This is a genomic window from Streptomyces sp. NK08204 (assembly GCF_020400585.1).
GTDB lineage: Bacteria > Actinomycetota > Actinomycetes > Streptomycetales > Streptomycetaceae > Streptomyces.
In genome coordinates this window covers 722,829-738,527 of the sequence record NZ_JAINVF010000001.1, presented here as the reverse complement: position 1 = coordinate 738,527, position 15,699 = coordinate 722,829, and the positions used below count along the sequence as shown (strand labels likewise).

Here is a 15,699-nt window from a genome sequence, read left to right as displayed (position 1 = left end):
CGGCGCGACCGGGCGGCCCCCGGTCGCGCCACCGCTCCTTCTTCCCGCCGCAGTGAGGAACTTCCCCCGCATGGACACAGATGCGCGACCCCACGTGGTGTGGGACTGGAACGGCACGCTCCTCGACGATGCCGCGTTGATCGCGGACGCCATGAACGCCGCCTATCGCACGGCCGGTCTGGCCGCCGTCTCGCACGACCGCTACCGCGCGGCCTTCTCCCTGTCCGCCACGGAACTGATCCAGCGCACCCACGGCGTGGTGCCGGGCCAGGACACCATGAAACGGATGGGGGCCGCCTACCACGAGCACTACCGGAGCAGGCGCTGCGCCCTCGCAGCCGACGCACGGGAAGCCCTCGCCCTGGCCGAGGAGCGTGGAGCGACCCAGTCCCTGCTGTCCCTCCACCCCGAGGACGCCCTGGTCAAGGCCTTGGCCGAGCATGGGCTGGCGGGACGGTTCGCGCTGGTCACCGGGCGCACGGGGGACGCGGCCGGCGGCAAGCACCGGCGTCTGCTGGACCACATGGGCCTGCTGGCCCAGGCGGGCGTGACGGCCGGCCGGATCGTCCTGGTCGGCGACACCGGGGACGACGGCGACGCCGCACGGCGCGCGGGCGTCCGTGCCGTCCTGCACACCGGCGGCGTACAGGACCGGACCGCCCTGGCCCGCACGGGCTGGCCCGTGGTCGACTCGCTGCTGGAGGCCGTCCGGATGGCGACCACCGACGTGTCCTCCAGGACCCGTACGCCTCCGCCCATCTCCACGTCAGGGGCGCAGACCCGCACGGTGTGAGCCGGGCTTCCCGCGGACCCTGGTGGCGCGCCGCATCACGGTCCGCTCCCCGCCCCGCCCCGTGGCGCAGGCGCAGCCGATGCGGGTACGCAAAGTCGCCAAGTGGACGTACCGGACAACCATGCTCAGTTCGTCTGTCCCATGGCCGTCCGGGGCGGCACCCGGCGTGCCGCCGTCCGGACGTCGCCGCACACCTGGTGGGTCCGTGTCATACGTGACCGTGACGCCGAGGGCCGGCCGAATGACTGAAACTCCTGTCCCGGGTCATCGCGGCACGCGCTCCTGCAGGGAAGCCGGCATCGAGCGGGGCGGCGGGCGGCGTGGCCGCCCGCCCGCTGCTCAGCGCCAGGAGGGCGTCTAGGAGGCGTGCCCCCGGCCGACCGGACGCCGGCCGGAGGCCGACCAGTGCGCGGGCCGGCCCAGCGTGGGAGGCAGTTCGGTGGCCGCGTCGCCCTTGGCGGCGTTCAGCTGCGCCTGGGTGAGGAACAGGGCGCCGGTCAGGACCGCGCCGCTCAGGTCGGCGTCGCGCAGATCGGCGCCGATCAGGTCGGCGTCGCGCAGATCCGCCCCGCTGAGGTCGGCGGCGACGAGGAGGGCGCCGCGCAGGCTGGCCCCTCTCAGATCGGCGCCGGACAGCTTCGCGCCGATCAGATCGGCTCCGCGGTGGTTCTTCTTGCGGCCCGGTACCTGGGCCCGGACGAGCTCGCTCGCCTTCAGCAGCAGCGTGTTGACCTCGCCGCGCAGCGCGTTCACGTCCAGCCCGGCGACCGACTCGGCGCTGCCGCGGGTCAGGCCGTCGATGCGGGTCAGCGCCCGCCGCAGCTCCTTGTGGACAGGGGCGGCCGGTGCGAGGCCGAGGGCCTCGGTGACGTACCAGAGCAGCTCGTGCAGCTGCCGCATGACGGGGAAGACCTCGAACATGGGGCGCGCCGTCCGCGGCGCCCGACGCCAGTCGGTGCCGCCGAAGGTCACCTGCGACACCTTCTGCCCGGCGCCGAAGCAGTCGAAGACGGTGCAGCCGGGGTAGCCGCGGTCGCGCAGCTGCGCGTGGATGCCGCAGCGGAAGTCCGCCTGGAGGTTCGAACACGGCTGCCCGGCGCGCTTGTCGACGGCGAAGTCGGCGGAACGGGCGAACGGCAGGGCCACGCAGCACAGGCCGAAGCAGTTGGCGCAGTCGGCCTGCAGGTCCCTGCGGTCCTGCGGTGCCCGGTCCTGCGGTGCCCGGTCCTGCGGTGCCCGGTCCTGCGGTGCTCTGCGGTCCTGCGGCGGCTGGTCCTGCGGTGCCCTGCGGTCCTGGGCCCCGCGGTCCGGCCGGCTCCGGCCGGCCTGCCGGGCCTTCCCGGCAGAGGACCGCGTACGTCCTTCGGCGGCGGAGGACCGCTTGCGGCCCCCGGGGGAGGGAAGGGCTCCGTGCTGTGGCGACACCGTGCGTGCTCCTGTTGGGCGAGGCGCACCGCGTACCGCGGCGCTCCGAGGACGGCTTCCATTCTCACAGACAGCGTGTGATCCCGAGCGGGCGCGGGAGCGCGGCTGCCGGAATTCCCGACGGCACGAGAGTCCGGCGCGGTGTTCGACAACGGCGGGCCGCTCGTTCGGCGTTCACCCTCCTGACCATTTCTGAGCGAGTCAGACCGGAACGGCTTTCCCTCGGTACGGACAATCCGGCTCTCTTCTCGCTCTGCCGTACGAGGCTTCATACCAGAGCGGGATGCTCCCCGGGGGACTTTGGCAACTGCCCACCGCGCATGGTGTTCGGGCAACTACCGTGAGTGTCCGTCGCGCGTGACCGCTTCGCACGCCGCGCGAACAATTCCGGCCCGACGGACCCGTACGAGGACGCAGATGTCTCAGCTCCGTGCACCGGCCACCCGTGCCGACCGCCGCGAGGGCGGCCGGCACGGCCGACCGGTCGCCCGACCCGCTCCCGCGCTGCCCGAGACGCACATACGGCCACAACTCATGCGGCTCGCCGTGCTGCCGCCGCTCGCCGTCGCGCTCAGCGCCGGCGCGGCCGTCCTGTTCAGCATCCGCTCCGCCGGTGTGCCCAGCGACCCGTCGCTGTGGGCCGTGCTCGCCGGAGCGGTCACGGTGACCGTCGCGGGCATCCTCATCGCCGCCGTGGCCGCCGAACGCGCCGCCCGCTCGGTGAGCGACCGGATCGACGCGCTGCGCCGCGGTGCCGCCCGCGGCGAGGCCGACCTGCACGAGCTCGTCGACACGCTGCGCAAGGGGCAGACCCCGCCGCAGCGCAGAACGCGCCGCCGCCCGCCCGAGGGCGCCGACGACTTCGAACTCCTCGCCGCCGACCTGGCCCGTGCGCACGACGGCGCCGTCACCGCCGTCGTGCAGGCCGCCCAGCTCTCCAGCCACGCGGGCAGCGAGCAGAAACTCGAGGTCTTCGTCAACCTCGCGCGGCGGCTTCAGTCCCTCGTGCACCGGGAGATCTCGATCCTCGACGAGCTGGAGAACGAGATCGAGGACCCCGAGCTGCTCAAGGGCCTGTTCCACGTGGACCACCTCGCCACCCGCATCCGGCGGCACGCCGAGAACCTCGCCGTGCTCGGTGGTGCCGTCTCCCGGCGGCAGTGGACCAACCCGGTCGGCATGACGGAGGTGCTGCGTTCCGCGATCGCCGAGGTCGAGCAGTACTCCCGGGTGAAACTGGTGCCGCCCGTCGACGGCGAGCTGCGCGGACACGCCGTCGCCGACGTCATCCACCTGCTTGCCGAACTCATCGAGAACGCCACGGTGTTCTCCGCTCCGCACACCCAGGTGCTGCTGCGGGCCACCCTCGTCACTTCCGGGCTCGCCGTGGAGGTCGAGGACCGAGGGCTCGGCATGCCCGTCGACGAGCAGAGCCGGATGAACGCCCTGCTCGCCCACCCCGACCAGGTGAACGTCGCACGCCTGCTGGCCGACGGCCGCATCGGCCTGTACGTCGTCTCCCAACTCGCCCAGAGGCACGGCATCGACGTGCGGCTCCAGACCAATATCTACGGCGGCGTGCAGGCCGTACTCGTCGTCCCGCAGGCGCTGTTGGGCACGGCTGGGGACGCTGTGGACACACAGGGCTCCGCTTCCGCGGCGGGGACGGCCGGGGCCTCGTCGCCGGCGTCACCGCCCTCCGAGCACCAGAGGCAACGCGCCCCCCGGCAACCGCGGCAGCGACCGCAGCCGCAGCCGCACTCCTCCGTACCCGCCCCGGTGCCGCGACCGCCCGGAGGCGCTCCGGCGCCGCTGCCCGTGCGCGGGGTCCACGACGACCGGCGCAACCCCGCCGAGGCCGTGCCCGGTACCGGACCCGAGGACCGGGCCCTGGCCGACGCACACGCGGGCACGGGCATCCTGCCCAGCCCGCGCGGCGAGACGGTGCAGGACACCACGGACAAGCCCCGACTGCCGCGCCGCCGTGCCCAGCAGCACCTCGCGCCCCAGCTCCGCGGCGGACCCGTCCCGCGCCAGGACTGCGACACCGTCGCGGGCCACGACCCCGGACTGATGGCCGCCTTCCAACGCGGAATCGGACTCGCCGAGGCCCAGCAGCAGTTGGAGTAGTCCCCCGTACTGAAGCCACACGTCCCTGTGCCCCGTCCGACGGCGGCCACGCACCGGCCGCCCCAGGAGCGCACCGGCCGGTCGACCCCTGCATCCCACCCCCGTCCCCCTCACCCGCGCTCCGGCAGACCTTCGTGACCAAGGAGTCGATCCACCATGGCGAGCGATGCGCCGACCGTTCAGGCATCCGACCTCGACTGGCTGCTGAGCGGCCTCGTGCAGCGCGTACCGCACACCAGCAGCGCGGTGCTCCTGTCCTGCGACGGACTGGTGAAGTCCGTGCACGGCCTCGATCCCGACAGCGCCGACCACATGGCGGCGCTGGCCTCCGGCCTGTACTCCCTCGGCCGCAGCGCGGGCGCCCGGTTCGGTGACGGCGGGGACGTACGGCAGGTCGTCGTCGAACTCGACTCGACACTGCTGTTCGTCACCACCGCAGGCTCCGGCACCTGTCTCGCCGTCCTCGCCGGCCGCGAGGCCGACGCGGCCGTCCTCGGCTACGAGATGGCGATGCTCGTCAAGAGCGTCCGCCCCTGTCTGACGACCGCACCCCGGCAGCACGCCGTCGAACAGACCGCGATGAGGCCTTGAAGGTGGCCGCAGCCGGCGACGGACCCTGGCTGGACGACGCGGCCGGCCGGCTGGTGCGCCCGTTCACGGTCAGCAACGGCCGAACCGAGCCCAGCGTCGCCCTCGACCTGATGTCACAGGTGATGGCCACCGGCGTCACCCCGCTCGGCTACCTCGGCCCCGAGCACGCCCACGCGCTCGACCTGTGCCGGGGCCCCGTCTCGGTCGCCGAGGTCGCCGCGCAGCTGAGACTGCCCGCGGTGGTCACCAAGGTGCTGCTGTCGGACCTCGTCGACTGCGGGGCGCTCACCACCAAGGCGCCCGCGTACCACCACAACCCCACCGACCGGTCCCTGCTGGAGGCAGTGCTCGATGGACTACGACGACAGCTCTGACCCGTTCCCCACCGCGCTCAAGATCCTGGTGGCGGGCGGGTTCGGGGTCGGCAAGACCACCTTCGTGGGCGCGGTCAGCGAGATCGCCCCGCTCAGCACGGAGGAACTGCTCACCACGGTCAGCGCCGCGACGGACAGCCTCGACGGCATCGAGAACAAGCTCGAGACGACGGTCGCCATGGACTTCGGCCGGATCACCCTCGACGCGCAACACGTGCTCTACCTGTTCGGCACGCCGGGACAGGAGCGGTTCTGGTTCATGTGGGACGAGCTGTCCGAGGGCGCGCTCGGCGCTGTGATCCTCGCCGACACCCGGCGCCTGCAGGACTGCTTCGCCGCCGTGGACTTCTTCGAGGAACGCGGCCTCGCCTTCATCATCGCCGTCAACGAGTTCGAGGGCGCCCACCGCTACGACCCCGAAGAGGTACGCGCCGCCATCGGCCTCGCCCCGGAGGTCCCGGTCGTCCGCTGCGACGCACGGATCTCCAGCTCCGGCGTCCAGACCCTGCTCACCCTCGTACGCCACCTCCTCGCCCACACCCCCGAGCCCGCACCCAGCCACGGAGCACGGCCATGAGCTACGAGCCGCCCCGGCCGGTCCGGGGCCTGCTGCTCACCCCGGAGGACAAGGAAGCCCCCGCCCGGATCCACCGACTGCGCCGACTCGGCCTGGTGGACCGGCCCCAACCCGCGCTCGACGCCTTCGCGGACCACCTCGCCCGGCTCGTCGCGGCGCCGTACGCCATGGTCAACTTCATCGGCGAGGACCAGCAGTTCTTCGCGGGCCTCGTCACCCCCGCCGTCCCGCCCGTGCGGGAGGACGGCAGCAGCGCCGTGGTGGGCCGGGTGCTCCCGCGCGAGCACGGGTTCTGCCCCCATGTGGTGGTCCGCCGCAAGGCACTGGTGCTGGAGGACGTCCGCGACTACCCGAGGTTCGCCGGGAACCCGGTCGTCGACGAGTTCGGGATCCACGCCTATCTGGGCGCCCCGCTCATCGACAGCTCCGGCATGGCGCTCGGCACCCTGTGCGTGGCCGACACGGCGCCCAGGGCGTGGGGGAGAAACGTCCTGGACACCGTCAAGACGCTCGCCGCCGACCTCGTCGTGCGCCTCGAACGCGGCGCCGCGGACGGGCTACCCCTGTGATCCGAAGGCCGAGCCGCCTGGGGGCAGGCAGGCATGAAGCAAAGCTGAGGCGGCGGTTAAGAAAAGCTCGATGGACCCTGGCCCGCGCATACGGCAGATTGCGGGGTGATTCCACCCCCTCTTCCCGGTGCGGGCCGCCTCGACTCGCCCGCGCCCCGGGACCTCACCCACAGGAGCCGTAGCGTTGAAGGCGCTGGTCAAGGAGAAGGCGGAGCCGGGACTCTGGCTCACGGACGTCCCGGAGCCCGCCATCGGTCCCGGCGACGTGCTGATCAAGGTCATGCGGACCGGTATCTGCGGCACGGACCTGCACATCCGGGCCTGGGACGGCTGGGCGCAGCAGGCGATCAACACCCCGCTCGTGCTCGGCCACGAGTTCGTCGGGCAGGTCGTCGAGGTCGGACGTGACGTCACCGAGATCGGGATCGGCGACCGGGTCAGCGGCGAGGGGCACCTGGTGTGCGGCAAGTGCCGCAACTGCCTGGCCGGGCGCCGCCATCTGTGCCGGGCCACCGTCGGCCTCGGCGTCGGCCGCGACGGCGCCTTCGCCGAGTACGTCGCGCTGCCCGCGTCCAACGTCTGGGTGCACCGCGTCCCCGTCGACCTGGACATCGCCGCGATCTTCGACCCGTTCGGCAACGCCGTGCACACCGCGCTGTCCTTCCCGCTGGTCGGCGAGGACGTCCTGATCACCGGCGCCGGCCCCATCGGCCTGATGGCCGCCGCAGTGGCCCGGCACGCCGGCGCCCGCAACGTCGTCATCACCGACGTCAGCGAGGAGCGACTGGAGCTGGCCCGCAAGATCGGTGTGAGCCTCGCCCTGAACGTCTCCCGGACCTCGATCGCCGACGGGCAGCGGGAGCTGGGCCTGCGCGAGGGCTTCGACATCGGCCTGGAGATGTCCGGCCGGCCCGAGGCCATGCGCGACATGATCGCCAACCTGACCCACGGCGGCCGGATCGCCATGCTCGGCCTGCCCGCCGAGGAGTTCCCGGTCGACTGGGCCCGCATCGTCACCTCGATGATCACCATCAAGGGCATCTACGGCCGCGAGATGTTCGAGACCTGGTACGCGATGTCGGTGCTGCTGGAGGGCGGCCTCGACCTCGCCCCCGTGATCACCGGCCGCTACGACTACCGCGACTACGAGGCGGCCTTCGCCGACGCCGCCAGCGGCAAGGGCGGCAAGGTCATCCTCGACTGGACCGCCTGAGACGCGGACCGCGCAACCCCCTCAGCCGCACGCATATCCCAGGACATCCCAGGAGCTCTTCCCATGTTCGAGACCGTCCGCGACGACCTGCGCGCCACCCTCGACGAGATCCGCGCCGCCGGACTGCACAAGCCCGAGCGCGTCATCGGCACCCCGCAGTCCGCGACCGTCAACGTCACCGCCGGCGGCCTGCCCGGCGAGGTCCTCAACTTCTGCGCCAACAACTACCTCGGTCTCGCCGACCACCCCGAGGTGATCGCCGCCGCCCACCAGGCCCTGGACCGCTGGGGCTACGGCATGGCCTCCGTGCGCTTCATCTGCGGCACCCAGGAGGTGCACAAGGAACTGGAGGCGCGCCTCTCGGCCTTCCTCGGCCAGGAGGACACGATCCTGTACTCCTCCTGCTTCGACGCCAACGGCGGCGTCTTCGAGACGCTGCTCGGCGAGGAGGACGCGGTGATCTCCGACGCCCTCAACCACGCCTCCATCATCGACGGCATCCGCCTGTCCAAGGCCCAGCGCTTCCGCTACGCCAACCGCGACCTCGCCGACCTGGAGGCGAAGCTCAAGGAGGCCACCGAGGGCGGCGCGCGCCGCAAGCTGATCGTCACCGACGGCGTCTTCTCCATGGACGGCTACGTCGCCCCGCTGAGCGAGATCTGCGACCTCGCCGACCGCCACGACGCCATGGTCATGGTCGACGACTCGCACGCCGTCGGCTTCGTCGGCCCCACCGGCCGCGGCACCCCCGAGCTGCACGGCGTCATGGACCGCGTCGACATCATCACCGGCACCCTCGGCAAGGCGCTCGGCGGCGCCTCCGGCGGCTACGTCGCCGCCCGCGCCGAGATCGTCGCGCTGCTGCGTCAGCGTTCCCGGCCGTACCTCTTCTCGAACACGCTCGCACCGGTGATCGCGGCGGCCTCGCTCAAGGTCCTCGACCTGCTGGAGTCGGCCGACGACCTGCGCGTGCGCCTCACCGAGAACACCGCGCTGTTCCGCCGCCGGATGACCGAGGAGGGTTTCGACATCCTCCCCGGCGACCACGCCATCGCGCCGGTCATGATCGGCGACGCGGCGAAGGCGGCCCGCATGGCCGAACTGCTGCTGGAGCGCGGCGTCTACGTGATCGGCTTCTCCTACCCGGTCGTTCCGCAGGGTCAGGCCCGTATCCGCGTCCAGCTGTCCGCCGCGCACTCGACGGACGACGTCAACCGGGCCGTGGACGCGTTCGTCGCGGCGCGCGCGGAGCTGGAGAGCTGATCCACCCGTCCGGTTTGCGATAATCCAGGCATGATCGAAGCACGGCGGCTCCACATCCTCCGGGCGGTGGCCGACCACCGCACGGTCACCGCGGCAGCCGCCGCGCTCTACCTCACCCCCTCGGCCGTCTCGCAGCAGCTGACGGCCCTGGAGCAGGAGACCGGCCACCGTCTGGTCGAGCGCGGCGCCAAGGGCGTCCGGCTCACCCCGGCCGGTGAGATCCTGCTCAGCCACACCAACGCGGTCCTCGCCCAGCTCGAGCGCGCGGAGGCGGAGCTGGCCGCCTACGGCTCGGGAGAGGCGGGCACGGTCACCGTGGCGGCCTTCGCGACCGGCATCGCCGAGGTCGTGGCCCCGGCCGTGGCCCGCCTGGCCGCCGCCTCGCCCGGCATACGCATCCGGGTGCGGGACGCCGAGGGCGACGCCAGCCTGCCGATGGTCCTGGACCGGCAGGTGGACGTGGCCGTGGCCGTCGAGTACCGGGGCGCGCCGCCCGCCGACGACCCCCGCCTCACCCACGTCCCGCTGTACGCGGAGCCCTTCGACGCGGTCGTCCCGGTCGGCCACCGCCTCGCGGACGCCCCCGAGGTGCCCCTGTCCGAGCTGGCCAAGGACCCGTGGATCGGACCGTACCCCGGCAACCCCTGCCACGACGTGGTCGTCCTCGCCTGCGAGAGCGCCGGCTTCCAGCCCAGCCTCGAGCACTCCTCCGACGACTTCCGTGCCGTCGTCGCCCTGGCGTCCGCCGATGCGGGTGTGGCCCTCGTGCCCCGCTCCGCGCTGCGCGGCATGGACCTCACGGGCGTGGTCGTCCGTCCCGTCGACGGCGTGGCCCCCACCCGGCGGGTCTTCGCGGCCGTGCGGCGCGGCGCCGAGGGACACCCGCTGATCCGCCCGGTACTGGAGGCGCTGGGCGAGGCCGCCCAGGGCTGACTGTCAGTGCCGCGCGTTACGGTGCGTGCCATGCCGGACGCTGAAGACGCACGCCGTATCGCCCTGTCCCTGCCGGACACCACGGAGAAGACCGCGTGGAACATGCCCACGTTCCGGGTGGCGGGGAAGATGTTCGCCACCCTGCCCGAGGACGAGACGTCCATCGCCGTGCGCTGCCCCAAGGAGGAGCGCGACGAACTGGTCATGGCCGAGCCGGAGAAGTTCTGGATCGCCGGTCACGAGGCCCAGTTCGCCTGGGTGAGAGCGCGACTCGCCGCGCTCGAGGACGAGGACGAGCTGCGGGACATCCTCGCCGACTCCTGGCGGCAGGCGGCCCCGCCCCGGCTCCTGGAAGCCCACCCGGAGTTGGGCCTCCCGGACAGGCACTGAAAACCCCTCGGCAGGTCCGAAGGAGGCGTGGACCGCGCACCCAGAGGGACGACGGGGGAGGGGAGCGGCCGCGGTGACCGGCGCGGACGCACGGCGCCGGTCACCGGTCCCGGCAATGTCGATGCCAGGCGAAGAGGAACCCGGCGCAGAGGGAGCGGACGACCAGCCGGTGTCGCCCAGGGTGGCCGGGCTGCCGATAAGGGTGCGCGACCACCGACCCGGGTGCGGTATTGTTTCCCTGCACGTTTCGACCAGGGAAACTCCAGGTCAGACGGCATCGGGACGTGGCGCAGCTTGGTAGCGCACTTGACTGGGGGTCAAGGGGTCGCAGGTTCAAATCCTGTCGTCCCGACTTGCAAAAGTCGCAGTCAGGGGCCGTTTCAGAGAGATCTGAAACGGCCCTTTGATCGTTTTGCGGACCATGGGGGGCAACGCGCCTTTACCGCGTCCGAGGGCGACCATGATCGGGCCCTCCTGGGCTGTCCGGTCCGTTGACGCCGTACCCCGTGGAGGGGGACCAGTGGGGGACCAGCGGCCCTGACCGGCCCTGGTGTCACGAAGTGCGCCTGCGGCCGACCGGGCTACGACCGCTTCTCTCACGGGAAGTCGGCACGGCCTCTTCGCGTTCCCGGGCGTGCGGCTCCAGCGTCGGGGCTCTGCCTGGCGCCGGAGTCGAGACGACACCTTCGGGCGACGCCAGAACCGCTCGAACGCTCACGAGCCACCCTCTCGGACCACGGAAGCCTCACGGCCGGCCAGGGCCTCGGCGGCGGCGATGCCGCTCAGGCGGGAGCCACCGTGAGTGGCCAGCGAGGTCACTCCCCGTGAGCCGAAGATCTCGCGCACGCCGTGTCCGACGCCGACGTCGACCACCACCGCGTCCGGGCGGGCCTGCGTCAGGGCCATCGCGGCCCTGCGCATCCAGGGATGGCGGTGCGGGTCGCGTACCACGACCACCAGGGGGCGCCCGACGGCCGCGCCCAGCAGCGGCGCGATGTCCACCTCGGCGCCTTCGTCGGCGACCGGCGCGTGGAACAGCCCCGCCCCCTCCATCCGGGTGGCCGGTTCACCGGAACGGGAGACGGTGGTCCCGGGGATCAGCTCGGCGAGCGGCCTGGCGACGCCCCAAGGGGGGTCACCCGCGGCGATGTTGGGGGTCGGGAAGAGTTCGACGACGTGCGGAACGCCACTGATCGCGTGCAGTTCACCGTCGATCCGCAAGGCACGACGGGCCACGTCGAGGCCGAGGCCGCGGTCCGGGTCCCCGGCCACCGGGAACCGCCGGGCGGCGGCGGCCCAGCGGCCCAGTGCCCGATTGCGTTCGGCTGCCTCGTCAAGCCGTTCGGCGGACAGCCGGCCCTCACGCACGGCCCAGACCAGCGCATCACGCAGATAGAGGTACGCCTCCTCGTCCCGCAGCCCGCCGCCGACGCAGATGGTGTCCGCACCTGCCGCGATGGCCTCGACCGCGCCGGCGGCCACGCCGTAGGTGCCCGAGATCGCTCCCATCTCGATGCCGTCGGTCACGATCAGGCCGGCGAAGCCCAGCTCCTCACGGAGCAGCCCGGTCAGGATCGTGCGGGACATCGTGGCGGGGCGCTGCTCGTCGTACGCGGGGAAGAGGATGTGGGCGGTCATGACACTCTTCACGCCGGCTTCGACGGCGGCCCTGAAGGGCAGCAGATGCTGCCCGAGCTGTTCGTCGTCCAGCTCCAGCCGGGGCAGGCCGAGATGGGAGTCCTCGAAGGTGGCGCCGTGCCCCGGAAAGTGCTTGGCACAGGCCGCCACCCCGGCCGACTGCAGGCCCCGCACATAGGCGGCGGTGTGCCGGGCGACCCGCTCGCCGTCGGCGCCGAAGGACCGCACACCGATCACCGGGTTGTCCGGGTTGGAGTTGACGTCGGCGTCGGGGGCGTAGTCCAGGTTGACGCCCGAGGCCGCCAGGTCGAGGCCGATGGAGCGGGCCACCCGTTCGGTCAGGCCCACGTCGTCGACCTCGCCGAGGGCACGGTTGCCCGGGGACACAGAGCCGCCGGCCGCGCCCACGCGGGTGACCTCGCCGCCCTCCTCGTCGGTGGCGATCAGCACCTCGGAGCGGACTGTGTACAGATCGGCGGTGAGCTGGGCGACTTGCTCGGGTCCGGAGATGTTGCGGCCGTACAGGACGACACCGCCGAGGTTGCCCTCGCCCAGGTGGCGGCGGACCCAGTCGGGTGCGGTCAGCCCGGTGAAGCCAGGCTGGAGGACGGTTCCGGCGTCGGCGAGGAGCGCGGCGCTTTCCGTGTGGGAGGAAGACATGGTTCCTTCTGTGCGGGGAAGTCGTGCCGGTCGGCGCCGGGCCGGACGGAGGGGACGGACCCGTCCGGCCCGGCGCCGCTGTCACGCGGGGCGGACGAAGCGGAGGGTGGCCAGTTCGAAGGGGCGCAGCCGGAGCCGGACGGTGTCCCCGGTGACCTCGGCGGGACCTGCCGTCTCGTCGCCGCAGGGGCGTTCCAGCAGGTCACAGGTCCGCAGCCCGGTGAAGGCGAAGGACGTCGTCAGGCGGGCCTCGGCGCGCCCGCCCCCGGCCTCGTACAGCCGCACGATCACATCGCCGCTCTTGTCGTCGGCGAGCTTGACGGCGCTGACCACGACGCCGTCGTCGTCCAGGGCCACCAGCGGGGCGACGTCCGTGTCACCGGGGACACGCCGTTCGGGCAGGTTGATCCGGTAGCCCTCGCGTACGGCGTCGCCGATCCCCGCTCCGGGGACGAGCGCGTGGCGGAAGGTGTGCACCCCCTGGTCGGTGTGCGGGTCGGGGAACCGCGGAGCCCGCAGCAGGGAGACCCGGACCGTCGTGGTGGTGCCGCGGTCCGCGCGCACGGTACGGGTCACGTCGTGCCCGTACGTCGAGGCGGTGACCAGCGCCACGCCCCAGCCGGGCTCCTCGAGATGCACGAAGCGATGGTTGCAGGCCTCGAACTTGGCTGCCTCCCAACTGGTGTTGGTGTGCGTGGGCCGGTGCAGGTGACCGAACTGCGTCTCGGCGGCGTAGCGGTCGGTGTGCAGGTCGAGCGGGAAGGCCGCCTTGAGAAACTTCTCGGTCTCGTGCCAGTCGACCTCGGTGTCGATGTCGAGCCGTCCGGCCCCCGCCGTCAGGGTGAGGGTCTGCGTGACCCGGGACTGCCCGAAGGAGCGCACCACCCGCACGGACACGGCCTGCGGGGAGTCGGAGACGACCGTGATCTCGTCGGCGTCGGTCAGGTCCGTGACGGTGTTGCGGTAGAAGCGGTCGACGTCCCAGGCGTCCCAGGTGTTGGGGAAGTCCGGGTGGATCTGCAGCAGATTGGCCGCCTTGTCCGGGGCGATGGTCTCGCGGCCGCTGACGAGGTCGCGGACCGACGGCACCAGCCCCCGCTCGTCCACGACGACGCGCAGCAGGCCGTTGTCGAGCTGCAGGCCACCGCCGGGCAGGGCCGAGACCGTGCAGCCTCCAGGGGCCTCGCCGGCGGCGAGCGCACGGCCTGCTCCCGCCGGTACGCCCCCGCGCTCGTGCGGTGCGGCGTTGAACACCACCGTGCCACCGCCCGACGCGTCACCGGCCAAGGCCTGTTGGGCCCGGCCGATCATGTCCTCCAGTTCCTCCGCGACGGCGGCGTACGTCCGCACGGCCTCCCGGTGCACCCAGGCGATCGACGAGCCCGGCAGGATGTCATGGAACTGGTGCAGCAGCACCGTCTTCCAGATCCGGTCCAACTCCTCGTACGGGTAGGGGAGTCCGGACCGTACGGCGGCTGTGGCCGACCACAGCTCGGCCTCCCGCAGCAGGTGCTCGCTGCACCGGTTGCCCTGCTTGGTCTTCGCCTGGCTGGTCAGCGTGCCCCGGTGCAGTTCCAGGTACAGCTCGCCCACCCACACCGGCGGATCCGGGTACTCGGCCTGCGCCTTGGTGAAGAAGTCCGCGGGCCGCTCCCACACCACCCGCGCCGAGCCCTCGAGGTCCCGCATCCGCGCGGCCTTCGCGACCATCTCCCGGGTCGTGCCGCCTCCGCCGTCGCCCCAGCCGGTCGGCGCCAGCGAGTGCCGGGCCACCCCCTTGTCCTTGAAGTTGCGTGCCGCATGGGCGATTTCACGGCCCTGCATCGAGCAGTTGTAGGTGTCGACGGGCGGGAAGTGGGTGAAGATCCGGGTTCCGTCGATGCCCTCCCACCAGAAGGTGTGATGGGGGAAGGAGTTGACCTGGCTCCAGGAGATCTTCTGGGTCAGCAGCCACTTGGTGCCGGCCGCCTTGATGATCTGCGGCAGCCCGGCCGCGAAGCCGAAGGTGTCCGGCAGCCACGCCTCCTCGTTCTCGATGCCGAACTCCTCCAGGAAGAACCGCTTGCCGTGCACGAACTGACGGGCCATCGCCTCCGAGCCCGGCATGTTGGTGTCCGACTCCACCCACATACCGCCGGCCGGCACGAACCGGCCCTCGGCCACGGCCCTCTTGACCCGCGCGTACACCTCCGGCCGGTGTTCCTTGATCCAGGCGTACTGCTGGGCCTGAGACATGGTGTAGACGAAGTCGGGCTCCGTCTCCAGCAGCGCCGTCATGTTGGCCGTGGTCCGCGCGACCTTGCGCACCGTCTCCCGCAGCGGCCACAGCCAGGCGGAGTCGATGTGCGCGTGGCCGACCGCGCTGATGCGGTGCGCCGACGGCGCGGCGGGCGTCGCCAGCACCCCGGCGAGCTGCTCGCGGGCGCCGGCCGCGGTACCGCTCACGTCCTGCAGGTCGATCGCGTCCAGCGCCCGCTCCACGGCGCGCAGGATCTCCCAGCGCCGGGCACCCTCGACGGGCAGCTCGGGCATCAGCTCGCCCAGCACCTCCAGGTCCTGCACCAGCTGCCACACCGTCTCGTCGAAGACGGCGAGGTCCATCCGGGCCAGCCGGTACTGCGGCCGGGTGCCGGCCGTCTCCTTGTCGCCGAGTCCGGTGGGGGCGAAGGCCGGCCAATCGAAGACCACCGGGTTGGAGGCGGCCTCCACGTGCAGCAGCACCTCTTCGCCACCGACCGCCTCGGAGGCGATGCGCACCCACTGGTTGCGCGGGTTGATTCCCTTCACCGGCGTGCCGTCGGGACGGTAGACCAGCCCTTCGCACTGGAAGCCGGGCATGTTCTCGTCGAAGCCGAGGTCGAGCAGCGCCTCCACGGTCCTGCCGGCCCACTCGGCGGGTACCGTGCCGGACACGGTCAGCCAGCTCGTCCCCCATGGCGGGCCCCACTCCTCGCCCGCCTCGATGGGGGTTCGCGGTGCCGCCAGGCCCTCGGCGACCGGGACGGGCTCGTCGGGTGCGGTCCAGATGCCGGCCCGCAGCGGCACGGAGTGCGGGTAGACCGCCGGGCGGATGCGTTCGTCGAGCACGCGCTTGAGGCGGGCCTCGACCAGAGTACGGTCGTCATGCATGACAAGGCTCCAGT

General features: G+C 72.3%; 13 protein-coding genes and 1 tRNA gene. 11 read left to right on the top strand and 3 right to left on the bottom strand.

Going from position 1 to position 15,699, the window contains the following annotated elements:
* The first annotated feature begins 70 nt into the window (after positions 1-70).
* Entirely contained in the window at positions 71-793 is a 723-nt protein-coding gene (locus tag K7G59_RS03070) for an HAD family hydrolase (RefSeq protein ID WP_225830203.1), read from the top strand.
* A gap of 357 nt (positions 794-1,150) precedes the next feature.
* On the opposite strand, the gene K7G59_RS03065 is transcribed toward K7G59_RS03070, so the two are convergent.
* Positions 1,151-1,978: a pentapeptide repeat-containing protein gene (locus tag K7G59_RS03065; protein WP_225830268.1), complete on the bottom strand. Its 828-nt coding sequence runs from the start codon at positions 1,976-1,978 to the stop codon at positions 1,151-1,153.
* Positions 1,979-2,635: 657 nt separating this feature from the next.
* On the opposite strand from K7G59_RS03065, the gene K7G59_RS03060 reads away from it, so the two are divergent.
* From K7G59_RS03060 to K7G59_RS03015, 10 genes are all read left to right on the top strand, one after another.
* On the top strand, positions 2,636-4,348 hold the full coding sequence (locus K7G59_RS03060; protein WP_225830202.1) for a sensor histidine kinase KdpD: 1,713 nt from the start codon (positions 2,636-2,638) through the stop codon (positions 4,346-4,348).
* Between the two features lie 156 nt (positions 4,349-4,504).
* The gene (locus K7G59_RS03055) at positions 4,505-4,939 is read left to right on the top strand and encodes a roadblock/LC7 domain-containing protein (protein ID WP_225830201.1); all 435 of its coding nucleotides are present in this window, start codon (positions 4,505-4,507) and stop codon (positions 4,937-4,939) included.
* Between the two features lie 2 nt (positions 4,940-4,941).
* Positions 4,942-5,313, top strand: coding sequence for a DUF742 domain-containing protein (locus tag K7G59_RS03050; RefSeq protein ID WP_225830200.1), 372 nt, complete (start codon positions 4,942-4,944; stop codon positions 5,311-5,313).
* Positions 5,291-5,890, top strand: a complete 600-nt coding sequence (locus K7G59_RS03045; protein WP_225830199.1) for an ATP/GTP-binding protein — start codon at positions 5,291-5,293, stop codon at positions 5,888-5,890. The genes K7G59_RS03050 and K7G59_RS03045 overlap by 23 nt, the downstream gene beginning before the upstream one ends.
* Positions 5,887-6,459, top strand: coding sequence for a GAF domain-containing protein (locus K7G59_RS03040; RefSeq protein ID WP_225830198.1), 573 nt, complete (start codon positions 5,887-5,889; stop codon positions 6,457-6,459). Before K7G59_RS03045 ends, K7G59_RS03040 begins: the two co-directional genes overlap by 4 nt.
* 184 nt (positions 6,460-6,643) lie before the next feature.
* Positions 6,644-7,672, top strand: a complete 1,029-nt coding sequence (tdh, locus tag K7G59_RS03035; protein ID WP_225830197.1) for an L-threonine 3-dehydrogenase — start codon at positions 6,644-6,646, stop codon at positions 7,670-7,672.
* 63 nt (positions 7,673-7,735) lie between these two features.
* Entirely contained in the window at positions 7,736-8,935 is a 1,200-nt protein-coding gene (locus K7G59_RS03030; protein WP_225830196.1) for a glycine C-acetyltransferase, read from the top strand.
* A gap of 30 nt (positions 8,936-8,965) precedes the next feature.
* Positions 8,966-9,868, top strand: coding sequence for a LysR family transcriptional regulator (locus K7G59_RS03025; RefSeq protein WP_225830195.1), 903 nt, complete (start codon positions 8,966-8,968; stop codon positions 9,866-9,868).
* Positions 9,869-9,898: 30 nt separating this feature from the next.
* Positions 9,899-10,258, top strand: a complete 360-nt coding sequence (locus K7G59_RS03020; RefSeq protein WP_225830194.1) for an MmcQ/YjbR family DNA-binding protein — start codon at positions 9,899-9,901, stop codon at positions 10,256-10,258.
* A gap of 278 nt (positions 10,259-10,536) precedes the next feature.
* A tRNA-Pro gene (locus tag K7G59_RS03015) sits at positions 10,537-10,610 on the top strand.
* 362 nt (positions 10,611-10,972) lie between these two features.
* On the opposite strand, the gene K7G59_RS03010 is transcribed toward K7G59_RS03015, so the two are convergent.
* Entirely contained in the window at positions 10,973-12,556 is a 1,584-nt protein-coding gene (locus tag K7G59_RS03010; protein WP_225830193.1) for a glycoside hydrolase family 3 protein, read from the bottom strand.
* Between the two features lie 81 nt (positions 12,557-12,637).
* Positions 12,638-15,685 (bottom strand): glycoside hydrolase family 38 C-terminal domain-containing protein, encoded by a 3,048-nt coding sequence (locus K7G59_RS03005; RefSeq protein ID WP_225830192.1) that lies wholly within the window; start codon positions 15,683-15,685, stop codon positions 12,638-12,640.
* Between the last annotated feature and the right edge of the window lie 14 nt (positions 15,686-15,699).

What these genes read in the sequence shown, in the direction of transcription:
- K7G59_RS03070 (WP_225830203.1), top strand. Translation starts at nt 71, where the DNA reads ATGGACACAGATGCGCGACCCCACGTGGTGTGGGACTGGAACGGCACG.
- K7G59_RS03060 (WP_225830202.1), top strand. Translation starts at nt 2,636, where the DNA reads ATGTCTCAGCTCCGTGCACCGGCCACCCGTGCCGACCGCCGCGAGGGC.
- K7G59_RS03055 (WP_225830201.1), top strand. Translation starts at nt 4,505, where the DNA reads ATGGCGAGCGATGCGCCGACCGTTCAGGCATCCGACCTCGACTGGCTG.
- K7G59_RS03045 (WP_225830199.1), top strand. Translation starts at nt 5,291, where the DNA reads ATGGACTACGACGACAGCTCTGACCCGTTCCCCACCGCGCTCAAGATC.
- K7G59_RS03040 (WP_225830198.1), top strand. Translation starts at nt 5,887, where the DNA reads ATGAGCTACGAGCCGCCCCGGCCGGTCCGGGGCCTGCTGCTCACCCCG.
- K7G59_RS03030 (WP_225830196.1), top strand. Translation starts at nt 7,736, where the DNA reads ATGTTCGAGACCGTCCGCGACGACCTGCGCGCCACCCTCGACGAGATC.
- K7G59_RS03025 (WP_225830195.1), top strand. Translation starts at nt 8,966, where the DNA reads ATGATCGAAGCACGGCGGCTCCACATCCTCCGGGCGGTGGCCGACCAC.
- K7G59_RS03020 (WP_225830194.1), top strand. Translation starts at nt 9,899, where the DNA reads ATGCCGGACGCTGAAGACGCACGCCGTATCGCCCTGTCCCTGCCGGAC.
- K7G59_RS03010 (WP_225830193.1), bottom strand. Translation starts at nt 12,556, where the DNA reads ATGTCTTCCTCCCACACGGAAAGCGCCGCGCTCCTCGCCGACGCCGGA.
- K7G59_RS03005 (WP_225830192.1), bottom strand. Translation starts at nt 15,685, where the DNA reads ATGCATGACGACCGTACTCTGGTCGAGGCCCGCCTCAAGCGCGTGCTC.